This window comes from Bremerella volcania, from assembly GCF_007748115.1.
GTDB classification, from domain to species: domain Bacteria; phylum Planctomycetota; class Planctomycetia; order Pirellulales; family Pirellulaceae; genus Bremerella; species Bremerella volcania.
In genome coordinates, this window is sequence record NZ_CP036289.1 from 6,265,758 (window position 1) to 6,279,179 (window position 13,422).

The following is a 13,422-nucleotide window of genomic DNA, read 5'->3' on the forward strand; positions in this document are numbered from 1 at the left end:
CTGACGAAACTTATCGAGATTTCTTGATCGCTTGCAGCGTAATTAATAGCATGCGAATCATCTCAGAAAATCGATTGATCCGTGCAGCGCTGATTGCGCCTCAAGAAACGAAACACGGTCGAAAGTCTTTACTACCACGAGGTAATCAGGGGCTTTCGACCGTCGCGCTTCGTTGGATTATGTGCCTGACGGGTTAGTTTTCGTCAGGCGATTCCTTCCAGAAAGTGGGCTCTGAAAGGTTCATTTTGCTTGGCTAATAAGGAGTTCGCAGTGAGGCATCGAAATTGTTCCCGCTCTGCGAAAAATATTTCGCCTTTTTTTAGGCGATCAATTCCTTAATCACCTTACCGCCATTGGCGATCTTCATCGGACGACCGCTCTTGCTGGTGAACGTGGTATCAAGCGAGATACCCATCGCACGGCAAACGGTGGCCATCAGGTCTTCCGAGCTGTATGGTTCGGTTTCCACGCGAGTACCATCCGAGCTGGTTTCACCAACCGCGATACCGCCGTTGATGCCACCACCACCGACCACGGTGCTCCAGCTGCGAGCCCAGTGATCGCGACCGGTGTTGCCGTTGATGCGTGGCGTACGGCTGAACTCACCCATCCACACGATCGTGGTGCTTTCCAGCAGACCGCGTTGCTTCAGGTCGGTTACCAACGCACTCATCGCACGGTCGAGGACCGGCAGCTTGTTGTCGGACAACGTGTTGAAGATGTTCTGGTGGTTGTCCCAACCGCCCAGATCGACTTCGATGAATGGAACGCCAGCTTCCACCAGACGGCGAGCCAGCAAGCAACCACGGCCGAAGCCATCGTTACCGTACAGTTCCTTCATTTCTTCTGGTTCTTCCATAACCTTGAAGGCCTTCATCTGATCGCTGGTCATCAGCTTGACCGTCTTGTCCAGAATCTTGGCGTGATCCAGGGCAGCCGGACCGCGGTTCTGGTTGACGAAGCCACCTTCGATCAAACGCAGCATTTCCAGGCGGCTTTGCAGGGTTTCATCTCCCCAGCCCTTCATGCCCAGGTTACGAACCTGGCCATTGCTGCTGACGGTGAACGGTGCCCACGACATCCCCAAGAAGCCTGGGCCGACGCTACCACCACCAACCGAAACGAACGGTGGGATTTCCAATTCATTGTGGTCGCTGGCCAGTTCGTGAGCGATCACCGAACCGTAGCTGGGGTGTTCGATGTTCGGATTGGGCACGTAACCGGTGTGCATGTAGTAACGGCCGCGACCGTGATCCGCTTCGCGGGTGCTCATCGAGCGAACGACCGAGAGGTTGTCCATCACCTTGGCAGTCAGCGGCATGTGCTCGCTGATTTGCAGGTCACCCTTGGTGCTGATCGGACGGAAAGGACCACCGGTGTTGGTACCTGGCTTAAGATCCCAGATGTCCATCGTGCTAGGACCGCCGCCCATCCAAAGCATGATGCAGCTCTTGCCACGCTTCTTCAGGTCTTGAGCATTGGCCTGGATAGCGCTTCCCATCATCAACGAGGGAGCGATCATGGCCGATGCGCCAGCCATGTGCGACATGAAGTGACGTCGGGTCATCCCCTGTGGAGCAAAACTCATAATAAAGTTCCTTGTTTGATGCGCCCGACGACTCGGGCCAGCGGTATTGTTACTGGGTTGGAGTACGTCGACAGATTAGTGATTCAAAATAAACTCGTTGCTGTTCAAGAGAGCCCAGAAGACGTCTTGCATGGCCTTGGCCATGTCTCCCTTGTGAACACCAATGAGGTAGTTAGCGGCCTGCAGCTCGTTTCGCGTTGGGCGGCGAGCCACCGTTGCCATGTACAAGTGATTGATTGCTTCCTTACCATCGCGACCTTCCGCGGCCATGCGGTGGATGAAGCTGCCTTGCTTCGTGCTGACGGCGTCCATGACCAGGTCGCCATTGAACATCATCAGGGCCTGAGGAATAGTGCCGTTGAACGTCGTCGCTTCGTCCCCTTCATCGGTTCCGAAGGCGGTGACAAACTGCTGCATCCATTCGCTCTTCTTCTTTTCCTGAGCTTCGTAATTGCCGCGAGTCTTGTGAGCCTCGGTGGCGACCAGCAGCGATTCGTACAGCTGTTCGGCCTGCATCTGACGCAGGTAGAAGTGGCTGAACTTCGGCGGTTCGCCGACGGTCGGATCGTCCAGGGCATTCCCCTTGGTGATCTTGCTGGAAAGACCATACGCTTCGCTCAGGGTGATCCAGCGGATCAAGTCCTTCAGGTTGAAACTGTTACCACGAACTTGCTCACCCAGGTAGGTGACCAGTTCCGGATGGGTGGGGCGATTGTGGGGGCCCATGTCGTCGACAGGCTTCGTGAAGCCGTAACCGAGGAAGTGACCCCAGTAACGGTTGGCGATCGCTTCGGGCAGGTTCTCGGAGTCGATGATGAACTTCGCCAGTTCATCGCGACGGTTGACTTCCGAAACACGACCACTGGTGGGGATCTTCTGACCATCCAGAAATTCTGGATAAGCGACCTTCAGCAGGCCGTTACGCAGTTCGTAGTAAATTTCGGCATTGTTGATGTTGCGGCCTTCTCCCATGAAGTCGACGTTGTTGAGCGTCATCGCTCGCATGTTATCGTCGCCACCAGCAGGCATCTGACCACGTTGAGCACGCGTTTGACGGAAGAACGCGTTCATGTTCCAGAACTTTTCCTGCTTCCATTCGTTGAATGGATGGTTGTGGCACTGGGTACACTGAACCTGCATACCGAGGAAAATCTGGGCCGTCTTGGCGGTCGCCTGAACGCCATCTTCTTCCAACTTGTCCATGTAGAAGTTGACGGCACCGTTGAAGTTGGGCATGCCAGGCGTGTTGGCACCGGTAGCGGTCACCAGTTCTTTGACTATTTGGTCGTATGGCTTGTTTCGAGCGAAGCTATCCCGTAGGTACTTTTGCATCCCAGGGCGGCTGATCTGCGAGTTGTTGTCAGTACCGCCGTTACGACCAATCAGGATGTTGGTCCAAATGGTGGTCCAGTTGCGGGCATATTCTTCGGTGTATTGCTCGTCGTAGAGGAGCTTGTCGACCAGATTCTTCTTCTTGTCCTTGCCGCGATCACGCTGAAACTCATTCAATTCGTCGACCGAAGGAACGCGTCCCAGGACATCAAGGAACAGGCGACGTGCCCAAACAGTGTCGATCTCTTCGGGAGATGGCGAGATTCCATAGTCTTCCCAACCGAGACGAATCTTCTCGTTGATCGTGGCAACCTGTGGGATGCCGTAATCTTCAGCTTTATCAGCGGCACTCAAGCCCGCGGCCATTGCGAGCACGACGCCGAACGTAACGGGAAGAAATTGCCAGCGCGACATGGGGATACCTCTCTGCGACTAAAAATGGACGGCGAAAAGCCCTCGTGCGTAACGAGTTAGGTCTGTCCATTGTGAGCTACTATCCTGACTAGACATTGCAAGAATGCCGTAACTCAACCTGGATAAACGTGCGTGTACTATGAATGTACTCGTTGAATTTCCGGAATCGGAGGGTTTTCTGGGAGTTTTTCCCCGCCAGCGGACAAGATGCGGGATCACTCTTATATTCTGCGGAATTCGAGTAGATTATTCCGGCCTATCAAAAGTGGTGTTTTTTATCGTAAATTTTGTTTTTTCGATTTGATATCGCATTTCGCGGCACCTATACCCCCACGCGGGGCGTATCATAATTGCACACTGCTCAATTTTGCAACGCGCAAAATAAAACAGGCGAGTCGTCTCTGTTAAACGAACTCGCCTGTTCTATTACGGATGGAAGGGGGAGATCCTTCCAACTCAAGCCTCTTATCATCCTTTCGGAACAACCTTAAACCAATGCCTCTAAAGGATTAAGGTCCTAAACCGGTGTGCCTCTTCTTAAAACCGGCCCCTGTTATCAAGGATCCTCTTCTCTGTTCCGACCCTGTCTCAGTTTCCGTTAGGACGCTAGACACATATGCAATAGGCGTGCCAAAAGAAAATACTTACTCGCTTCGCGCGACAGCATGGCTCTAACCCAAGAAACGCTGGGCCACGATCTCAAAGGAGTTAGCCGATCCCGTTTGACCAGGCCTTCCACTCTTTCGAGGGCCTCGCAGAACCTTGAACGGCGATCGGGGTTTGTTGGAATGTGCCCCAGGATGAATGCTCCTTGTGATGAAGAATCCGACGCGGACGCGACTTACAGTAGCTTGTAAAGGGATCAGGCTGCTAGTTTTTGCCGATGCCAATCCCTAGACTGAAATTTCAGGGTGCTGCTGCCCCTTGAATTGTCCTTGTCACGTCGGCTCGCGGAGAAGATGTTTTGTCGATTTCGGAATCGACTGCCCGAAGATACGAACTGCAAGATCCGGATGTCCGGCTCATGCTGTTGGTGCGCGATGACGACGCGGCCGCGTTCGAAGAGCTGATGCTCCGATACCAACGCCGGGTCGTCACGGTGTTGGAACACTTGGTGGGGAAGCGAGATCTAGCCGAAGACCTTGCCCAGGACGTCTTTATGCGCGTTTATCGCTCGCGCAAGTCGTACGTGCCGGGCTCGCGGTTCTCGACATGGCTTTTCACCATCGTGAACAACGTGGCCAGCAACGCCCGCCGCAGCCTGGCCCGTCGCAAGGAAGTTCAAGTCACCAACGCCGCCGAGCAATCAGGCAGCCAACCGGCTGACCCCATGGAGCGTATCGCCACGGCAGCCAGCGGCATGATGCCTACCCGGCAACTCGATAAATCAGAAATGGGTTCGATCGTCCGCCAGGCGGTCGAGTCCCTCAACGAACGACAACGGATGGCCGTGTTGCTCTCGAAATTTGAAGAGATGAGCTACGCCGACATCGCCGAAACGATGGGCATGTCGGTTCAAGCCATCAAGTCGTTATTGTCCCGAGCCCGGGCCAACCTGAAAGAAGCCCTGCAACCCTACTTACAAGAAGGAACCGTCCCCTAAGCATCCTGATGGAAATCTCTCCAGTCCCCTCTCCCTTGGAAAGGGAGAGGGGACTGGAGACGACCTAGGAACATTAGCGGATCAAGCGGGCCTATCCCGCCTATCTAGCGACGTAGCCATGACCGATCCCACTGCACATCCCGACGCGAAGACCGAGATGGACGAGCTGCTGGCCGCCTATCTCGACAACGAGCTTGACGATACGGAACGCTCGCTGGTCGAAACACGCCTGGCCGAGGACGAAACGTTCCGCAGCCGGCTCGACGACCTCGATCGCGCCTGGGATATGCTCGACGCACTTCCCAAAGCCGATCTCGACGACGAAAAGTTCGTCCGCACCACGGTCGAGATGATCACCGTCGCCGCGTCGCAAGAGATTCAGCAGTACGAGCAACAGCGCAAACGAACCGCCATCATTCGCCAGGCAGGCATTGCTTTGGGCATCGTGGCCTTGATCGGCATGGGTTACATGCTCACCCAATGGCGGCTCAATCGCCCCGATCGCATTCTCGTCGATAACCTGACGGTCATCGAAAACGTTGACGAACTGGAGCGTGTCGACAATATCGAATTTCTGGAAGCCCTGCGGAAAGAAGGCCTTTTCACGGGAGAGACCAGCGATGAATCGTAACGCAATCTCTGCCGCGACGGTCGTGGCCCTCGTCCTGGTGACGGCCCTGATCGGTCACTCGCAGGAAACGACCGCCGAGCGCGTGGCCCGCATCGAAGCGATGTCGGCCGCCGACAAGTCGGAACTCCGGCTGAAGCTGGAACGCTTCGAGAAGCTTTCGACCGACGAACGCAAGCGGAGAACTGCCTTGAACGAGGCGCTCAACGAGCATCCCGACGGGGAACAGCTGCGCGAGGTGATGCACCGCTATTACGACTGGCTGAAGACGATCAGCTCGGTCGAGCGTCTGAAACTGCAAGAGCTGCCACCCGAGGAACGAATCACCGAGATCAAACGGATCATCGCTTCTCAAGAGCGAAAGCAGTTTGAAGAGTTCACGCGGTATGCCTTCCGAGACATTCAACCCAAACGTGAAGACTTCCAAGCCATCAAGATTTGGTTTGATCAATGGCGCGACGCCCATAAAGAGGAGATTCTCGCGAACGAGCAGCAGATTTACGATAAGGTTCCCTGGCTGAAAGAGCGTCTGGAAGACGCAGCGGATGATCGCAAGCTGTTCGTCATCTGGGCCTGGCTCATGCGCGACCCTGAAATGAAAGCGATCATGCCATCGGACAAAGACTTCCAACAATTGTCCTCTCAGTTAGACAAAGAAACGCAGCAGCGACTTCAGGCGGAAACGCCAGATCGGCAACGGGGCCTCTTAAGCGCCCTGATGCAGGCCGCTGTCTTCGCCCATTTCCAGAACCGCGTGGATGATGACCAGCTGCAGAAGTTTTACCGCAAGCTGCCGGAGAAACGTCAGGCCGAACTCGCCGCACTTCCGCCTGAGCGTTTCGATGCCGAGCTACGTCATGAGTACATGCGAGCCAACGGGGGTCGCTTCTTTGGCGGTCGTCCGCCAGGACCACCGTGGGATCGCGATCGAGACGAACGTGATGGTCGCGACGGCCGCCGCGGAGATGGCCGGGGGCCAGACGATCGCGACCCGGAAGGTCGCGGGCCCGAAGGGCGTGGTGATCGTGGACCAGGCGGGCCTCCCGGCATGCGAGGCGATCGTGAACGGGGACCGCGTCCTCCGGAATTCGATGGCCCGCCACCTCCGATGCGTGACGGCCCTCCTCGACCACGACAAGAAGAATCGCCCGCTCCTTCAGACGAAGTGTAGCCGCTTGGCAAAATGGCCGTGATGCAGCCCGCGCAGAGATGAAATCGACGCATGGCATCCTCTCCAGATCTCCCGTGGGATATCACCAGCACATCGGCAACCGACTCTCCGGAAGTAGACCAAGTCCATACATGGCTTCGTGAATATAATTGGAACGCCAACCAGGCGTTCATGGAACGCGCCACCCACGATGCGGATTTCTCGAAACCACTGGTCCTGCTCGCGCGGGATCAAAACAAACTCGTCGGTGGATTGATTGCCGAGCATGTCCTGGCCTGGCTGAAGATCTCGATCATGGCGGTCGACCCTCCGTATCGCGGCCAGGGGATTGGATCGAGCCTGTTGATCGACGCGGAGCGGCGTGCCGCGGCGATGGGCTGCAAGTACCTCTACGCCGACACCATGCAGTACCAGGCACCCCAGTTCTACCTCAAGCACGGGTTCCAGGTCGCCGGGCAGATCCCGAACTGGGACTCGCATGGACACACGAAGTTCTTCATGACCAAAGAACTTTAGCGCTCGATTAAGCTGCCGCTGGCCCTTTTTGAGAACTTTGATTTTTTCTGGCAATACTTCACCATGCCGTGCGAATACTTTCCGCCATCCCAAGTCTCAGACAACTGCCCCTCACGACGGGAGATCGATCATGCCGGTCGCGATCAAAACATCTGTGCTGTTTGCCGCACTACTCTGTGCGACCTTCGGCTGCAACTCCTCCGAGAATACCAACCCAATTCCAGTGCCAGCTGGCGTGGTGATTGAACTCTATGAAGTGGCAGCGGCTCCAGGAAACAATACCAGGACGGCGGTCGATCCCACCACTGGTAACCCCATCGATCTCGTAACGCCGCCGCTGATCGTCACCAACGATATCGACACGATTGCCCAGCAAGTCGATACGAATCAACCAGGTCAGCCGATGCTGAAGATTAGTCTGACACCAGGCGGCGGTCAGAAGATGCTCGCGGCAACCAGCAAACCCACGGCCAGCAAGTTGGCCCTGGTCGTCAATGGCAAGGTCGTTGCGGTCGCACAAATCATGGTTCCGATTCAGGATTCAATGGTCCTTAGCGGAGACTATCAAAACCCCGGGTTCGAGATGGCGCGCAAGATTTTTGCAGGCGAATAGTCCATCGGCCTCAGTAGTAGAACCGAACCTCAGGGAACTTCTGCTTGAAACGTTCGCCGGCGGCGTGCGTGATTTGGTGATATACCCGAAGGCGTTCCAGGTTTTCGCCAGGGGCCGCGTGCCGCAAGTATTCGTCGGTGATCTTCGCATCCTGAAACTTGATCGAGGTCAGGTAGCTGCTGCCGACTAGTTGCTGGAAGCTCCACTGATTGACGAACGTATCGTAGACGTACAGCCGCGAGAGCCGCTGCATCTCGGCCGGAAACACCAGGTTCCCACTGTCTTCGAGCACGCAGTCACTGATGCGAACGTAATAGAGACGATCGAGCGAGCCCAGTTCCGAGAGACTCGCCCCCTCGAATTTGCAGCATTGAAAGTAAAGCCGCTCAAGCGACGTGAGATGCTTCAGGAACGCCAGGTTCCCCTCGGGAAACTGGCAGTCGTCTAATGACAGCCGCGTGAGATGCGAAAGCTTTCCCATTTGGCGAACGCTGGCCCGAGTTAGCTTGCCGCCATGAATTTCCAGTTCCACCAGCCGCGGAAGATTGGCCACTGCGGTCAGTTCCTCGGGGCCTGGGTCGAACAGTTCCAGTTCGCAGTAGACGCCAGTGATCGACTCCCACATTCGCAGATCGTGCCCCCTGACACGCATCAGCGAGATCGCTTCCTGCTGCTTGTCATACGGAGACGGATCGCCAGCGTAGGTTGCGGAACTTCCGCCGACGATCGCACAAATCACCATGAATCGGATGAAGAAAAGAGACATCACCCAAGCCTTCGGTTTGCCAGTAGCACGCCAGAAAGGGCCGACCGAAACGTAGTGGGGTGGCCGGTCGATGTCTTTTTGTTATGACGCGTATCGGACTTGGCTTCAAGAAGATTTTTGCCACAGAGGGCACAGAGAGCACCGAGGGAGGATTTTTTGACCACGGATATCACGGATAAAAAAAAGCCATCGACTTTGTCGATAGCTCTTGAATAGATTCAATCTAAGAGGCTTAGTCACGATACTTAAGGCAACAGACTTCTTATCCGTGTCATCCGTGGTTACTCTTCTCTTTCTTTCTCTCTGTGATCTCTGTGCCCTCGGTGGCTAAATCCTCCCCTACTTCGTACCAGCCTTCGAGGCCAGGCTTTCCAGGTAGGTCACCAGGTCGGCCAGTTCCTGGACGGTTGCCTCGTTAGCCAGGCCGACCGGCATGATCGAGATGTCGTCCTTTTTCTGGCCGAGAATCTCGTCGGGGTTCAAGGTGATTTCGTTCCCCTGGTTATCACGGATGACGATCTTCTCCGGGCCTTCGAAGGTGATGAAGCCGGACAGCAGGCGGCCGTCTTCCATCTGGAAGATATTGGTCACGAAGCCTTGGGCCAGCGACTTACTCGGCAGCACGATCGCTTCGGTCAGCTGATCCCGCTTGTAGGTCTTGGCAACCTGCGGCAGGTAAGGGCCGCGCGGCGTTTCGTTCGGATCGACCGTATGGCACTTGTTACAGGCCAGCTTGGCGAAGAGCTGTTCGCCGCGAGCCTTGTTCCCCTTCATGCCGACGACCATCTTGATGACCTCCGCCGGATCGATCGTGGCCACCTTCGGGCCGGTCGGCTTGTTCATCTGGGCCTTCAGCTTCCAGGCATCGGCGACCTTGCTGGCGGCCGAAGCGACCTCGGCACTCTTGCTGTCGAGCAGTCCCAGGACCTTATCTTCCAACTGACGATCGTTGACGATCATCGCCGCAGAAAGCAGTTGCGGCTGACGAGCCGGGTCGTTCCAGCCGGAAGCCAACGAACTGGTCACGGTACTTTCCACTTCGGGCGACAGCTTCTTTTGCTGCGAGAGGGTCAGCAGACCAGCTTCGGCCCAAACTGCTTCACCCGTGGTCGGCGTCTTGGCGAGACTTTCCAGCACACCGATCTGACGGCTCAGCTGATCCTTGTTCTGGAACTGGCTGAAAGCCTTCTTGAATGCGGCACTATTGGCGTCGGCCTGGTGCAGCTTGGTGAGTCCTGCGAGTGCGACCTTCACGGTATCCGCGTCGGTGCTGCGGAGCAGGGCCGTGACGGCCTGGCCGCGAACTTCCGCGTCGGTAGCGTCGCCGGTGGCGGTCGACTTCAACAGTCCGATCGCTTCGCTGGGAAGCGCGTTGGAAGATGCAATCAGGTTCACCGCCGCGGCGGCAAACTTCGGATCGTTAGCCGCTTTCTCCAGGGCCAGACGCAGCGTGCCATCCAGTTCGACTCGATGTCGCTGAAGCTGCGTGAGCAGGAACGCCGATTCCTCGTTATCGGCCGAAGCCAACGTACTGCGCAGCACGCCGCCGATTTTATCGGACAGTTCCCACTTCTCAGGCTGATAGTAAGGACCTCGCGTATCCGGCCGCGTCCCCCAACTGTTCCCCTTCCATTGGCCGTCGACGAAGTAGAGCCGGCACAGCGCGGTCAGCAAACCTTGGCGACGATAGGCATCGTCTTCCTTGGCCAGACGTTCAATGAGCCCGTCGACCACTTCCGGCTTGTGCATCCGCTGCAGAGCGAATAAGGCGAACTGGCGTTTACGCTCGCTGGCAGTGCGGCCATCGATGATCGCAAACATTGCCTCGTAATCTTCCAGGTTAACCACGGTGCGAAATGCCGTGTGACGAAGCACAGGGTCATCGGAACCGAGGAATGTGGCAGCGCCACCAGCTCGTTCACTTTCCCAATTCGTTACGTTCGCTGGTGGTGTAAGCCGACCTTTGGCAATGATGGCCTCCAACACCATTCTTGGATTCTTGCTGTTGAATTGTTCTTCAATCAAGCGATTGAGGGGGCCATGAGCACTAATCTCTAAATTGACCCCACCGGCAGCGACGAAGTCAGATAGCGCTCGAATAACCAAGGGGCCAATATCGGAGTCAGAGAATAGCGGCTCAAACTCAGCAAAACTACTTTCCAGAGAGATATCAGGGCCTCGTACTGAATTCGCCTCAAGCACTATCTGCGTCGCAAGGTAGAGCGCTGCGACTCGGGTTTCAGGGGAGGGCTTCTTACGATCGAATTCCTTCCCTTTCGCGATAGACATAGCCTTCTTGAAAGTTGCCAGAACGAGTTCTTTTCCTTTCTTCGTGCTAAAGTCACTCCGGGCCAGCAACTCACGCTGAGCCGCCAACCGGCGACGATGACTCTCTGAATAGAGCATCGCGAACAATTCGTCTTCGCTGGCTTCCCGCAGGTTCGGCAAAGCCTCGGCCTTATATCCCTTCGGCTTCACCTGCACCAAATACCCAACGTCCTCGCCGTTATACTTGAAGGTCGCTCCCTTCCAGCTCGCAGCATAAATATTGCTGTTGGCGTCGACGTCCAGGTCGGTCACGCGCGGCAATCCCAAAAACTCTTCCTGATTGACCTCGAAGGTCGCTCCCTTCCGCTTCGGATTGTGGCGATAGATCCAGCTGCGGCCCCAGTCGGCGGTGTACAGCGCGTTGCCGTAACCTTCGGGGAAGCCGGGTTCGTCCATGTACAACGCACCGCATCCGGAACCACCACCGTAATCGGCCAGCGGCTGGACGATCTCTTCGCCGAAGTTCATGTACAAGCGGGGATAGCCGTGGTCTTCCAGGCCGCTGAAGTGATGCAGGCGAATGTCCCAGCCGCCGCCGTCGTTCGTGTTGTCACGCGTGAAGGCATTCATCAGCGGGTCGACGGCCACTTCCAGGATGTTCCGCGTGCCGTAGCTGTACATCTCCATGTTCGAGCCATCGGGACGAACCCGCAGCACGCCGCCACCGCGGCACTGTAGCTTGCGTCCATCGGCCCCTTCAGCCTCCATGAAACCGAAGTCCCCGATCGCCAGGTACAACCAGCCATCGATCCCTAGCGTCACACCGTTGGACGTATGGTCGGCCGGGCGATCCTTGAAGGTGAACGCCAGGTTCTTGATCAGAATCTCTTGCTTGTCGCTGCGGCCGTCGCCGTCTTCGTCGATGAACGCACTCAGATGCGGCGGATGCAGCACGTACAACCGATCGCGATCCCACACGATGCCGCGGGGGGAATCGACGTCCGGCACGAACAGCTTCACCTCGTCCGCCTTGCCGTCGCCGTCGGTGTCTCGCAGACGATGGATGGCACCGCGCTTCAGTTCGCGATCGAGCGAACCGTTCTTGTCGACCGAAACGTAGACGTCTCCTTCCGGCGAAGCGGCCACGAAGACCGGATAGTTCACCGCCGGTGGCGCCGCGAAGATCGTCTTCTCGAACCCTTCCGGCAGCTTCACTTCGGCCAGCTTCTGAGCGTCTTCGTCCTGCTTGGCTTTCTCCGGAGCGACTTCGATCATCTCCTTACCGAGCAGGCGCAACTCGCGAATCGAAGCCCAGCCGCCGTGCTTGCTGTTCAATGCGCTGACGCGGATGTAACGGAAGCCGCCAGCGACGAATTCAAAGTCGTGCTTGTTGTCGTCTTTCTGCGACTGGTCGACGATCGTCTTCCAGCTCTTGCCGTCGGCGCTGCCGTCGATCGTGTACTGATAGACGCCCCCTTCCGATTCCCAATCGATCTGAGCGCCACGCAGTTCTTTCGGCTCGCCCAGGTCGACTTCCAGCCACTGCGGGTAGTTCGCTCCGCCGGCACACCAGCGGGTCGACTTGTCTCCATCGAAAGCGTTCTTGGCGAAGTTGTTCTTGCCGGTCTCTTCGCTCGAGGCCTTGGCCGGTTTGTCCAAAGCGAGATTCACCGGAACCAGCTTCGGTGCGGCGTCGACTGGCTTCAGGTATTCATCGCTCAGCTTATCGCAGGCCCACAGCGTGCCGCGGGTCAACATGTTCAGGAATGTGTCGGCTTCCATCGTTTCGTTGTGATGACCAAGCGTGGTGCCGAAGACCTTGGCGTCGCCATATTGGTTGGTCCAGATGCAGACGTGCTCGTCCCCTTGGTTCAGCTCCTTGGAAGCCCCCAACACGTGCGTGTTCTCCCACACCTTCGCGATGTGATACAGCTCGCCTTGCGGGTTCGCCCAGGCAGGGCCGAAGCCCTGCATGATGGGATGCTGTGCGTCGTAGTTGTAAACGGCGTGCGGATAATGGGCACCATGACGATGCGAAGTCACGCCGCAGAACTTGAACCACTGATCGGTTCCGTCACGATAGCAGTGCATCGCACAGTGAATGACGACGCCTGGCAGGCCTTCCTGATGCGGCTTCAACACGCGCGCGGTCCACGCGGGATCTTTTACCGCGGCGAAGCATTCGTTGTGCAGGACGATGTCGTACCCTTCTGCCCAGTTGGGATTCTGGTAGAGGGGAATCTTGGTATCGGTGGTGCTGCCCCCTTCGTGGACCACGGTCACTTCGATGTGAGCCCTGGCTTCGAGCCCTTCTTTGATGATGTTCTTCTGCGTCTGGTAGTCGTGGCAGCAGCCGCCGGTCACCAGCAGCGCCTTGATGGGCTTCGGGGCGTCAGCCGCCCTAAGGGTGGCCGGCAAAAGGCAAAGCGTGACTACAGACAAAACGCGGGCAAAAAGCGAGCGGGAGGATGTCATCTAGGAAAAACCTACTTGCTTTAGAAGTTTTCAGGGGAGGGAAAGTGG

General features: G+C 56.7%; 9 protein-coding genes. 5 read left to right on the plus strand and 4 right to left on the minus strand.

Annotated features, from left to right (window positions below; translation table 11 throughout):
- Positions 1 to 319: 319 nt before the first annotated feature.
- Complete coding sequence (locus tag Pan97_RS25060) at positions 320 to 1,588, minus strand: DUF1501 domain-containing protein (RefSeq protein ID WP_144977634.1); 1,269 nt, start codon at positions 1,586 to 1,588, stop codon at positions 320 to 322.
- A 75-nt stretch (positions 1,589 to 1,663) separates the two neighbouring features.
- The gene (locus tag Pan97_RS25065) at positions 1,664 to 3,334 is read right to left on the minus strand and encodes a DUF1549 domain-containing protein (RefSeq protein ID WP_174819558.1); all 1,671 of its coding nucleotides are present in this window, start codon (positions 3,332 to 3,334) and stop codon (positions 1,664 to 1,666) included.
- Between the two features lie 964 nt (positions 3,335 to 4,298).
- Here Pan97_RS25065 and Pan97_RS25075 point away from each other — a divergent pair.
- The 5 genes from Pan97_RS25075 to Pan97_RS25095 all read left to right on the plus strand — a co-directional run bounded on the left by Pan97_RS25075 (position 4,299) and on the right by Pan97_RS25095 (position 7,865).
- Complete coding sequence (locus Pan97_RS25075; RefSeq protein ID WP_241676340.1) at positions 4,299 to 4,937, plus strand: RNA polymerase sigma factor; 639 nt, start codon at positions 4,299 to 4,301, stop codon at positions 4,935 to 4,937.
- A gap of 118 nt (positions 4,938 to 5,055) precedes the next feature.
- Positions 5,056 to 5,568: an anti-sigma factor family protein gene (locus tag Pan97_RS26440; RefSeq protein ID WP_174819559.1), complete on the plus strand. Its 513-nt coding sequence runs from the start codon at positions 5,056 to 5,058 to the stop codon at positions 5,566 to 5,568.
- Positions 5,558 to 6,736 carry a hypothetical protein gene (locus Pan97_RS25085; protein ID WP_144977636.1) on the plus strand — a complete coding sequence of 393 codons (1,179 nt, stop codon included), beginning with the start codon at positions 5,558 to 5,560 and terminating at the stop codon, positions 6,734 to 6,736. The genes Pan97_RS26440 and Pan97_RS25085 overlap by 11 nt, the downstream gene beginning before the upstream one ends.
- Before the next feature lie 51 nt (positions 6,737 to 6,787).
- Positions 6,788 to 7,252 (plus strand): GNAT family N-acetyltransferase, encoded by a 465-nt coding sequence (locus tag Pan97_RS25090; RefSeq protein WP_144977638.1) that lies wholly within the window; start codon positions 6,788 to 6,790, stop codon positions 7,250 to 7,252.
- A gap of 130 nt (positions 7,253 to 7,382) precedes the next feature.
- Positions 7,383 to 7,865, plus strand: coding sequence for a SecDF P1 head subdomain-containing protein (locus tag Pan97_RS25095; RefSeq protein WP_144977640.1), 483 nt, complete (start codon positions 7,383 to 7,385; stop codon positions 7,863 to 7,865).
- A gap of 10 nt (positions 7,866 to 7,875) precedes the next feature.
- Here Pan97_RS25095 and Pan97_RS25100 read toward each other — a convergent pair whose 3' ends face one another.
- Together Pan97_RS25100 and Pan97_RS25105 are read right to left on the minus strand one after the other, a co-directional pair.
- A complete protein-coding gene (locus tag Pan97_RS25100; RefSeq protein ID WP_144977642.1) occupies positions 7,876 to 8,631 on the minus strand; it encodes a leucine-rich repeat domain-containing protein in 756 nt (251 codons plus the stop codon).
- 339 nt (positions 8,632 to 8,970) lie between these two features.
- On the minus strand, positions 8,971 to 13,374 hold the full coding sequence (locus Pan97_RS25105; RefSeq protein WP_144977644.1) for a DUF7133 domain-containing protein: 4,404 nt from the start codon (positions 13,372 to 13,374) through the stop codon (positions 8,971 to 8,973).
- Positions 13,375 to 13,422 lie beyond the last annotated feature (48 nt).

Coding starts and splice junctions, on each gene's coding strand:
- Pan97_RS25060 (WP_144977634.1), bottom strand. CDS start 1,588: ATGAGTTTTGCTCCACAGGGGATGACCCGACGTCACTTCATGTCGCAC.
- Pan97_RS25065 (WP_174819558.1), bottom strand. CDS start 3,334: ATGTCGCGCTGGCAATTTCTTCCCGTTACGTTCGGCGTCGTGCTCGCA.
- Pan97_RS26440 (WP_174819559.1), top strand. CDS start 5,056: ATGACCGATCCCACTGCACATCCCGACGCGAAGACCGAGATGGACGAG.
- Pan97_RS25085 (WP_144977636.1), top strand. CDS start 5,558: ATGAATCGTAACGCAATCTCTGCCGCGACGGTCGTGGCCCTCGTCCTG.
- Pan97_RS25090 (WP_144977638.1), top strand. CDS start 6,788: ATGGCATCCTCTCCAGATCTCCCGTGGGATATCACCAGCACATCGGCA.
- Pan97_RS25095 (WP_144977640.1), top strand. CDS start 7,383: ATGCCGGTCGCGATCAAAACATCTGTGCTGTTTGCCGCACTACTCTGT.
- Pan97_RS25100 (WP_144977642.1), bottom strand. CDS start 8,631: ATGTCTCTTTTCTTCATCCGATTCATGGTGATTTGTGCGATCGTCGGC.
- Pan97_RS25105 (WP_144977644.1), bottom strand. CDS start 13,374: ATGACATCCTCCCGCTCGCTTTTTGCCCGCGTTTTGTCTGTAGTCACG.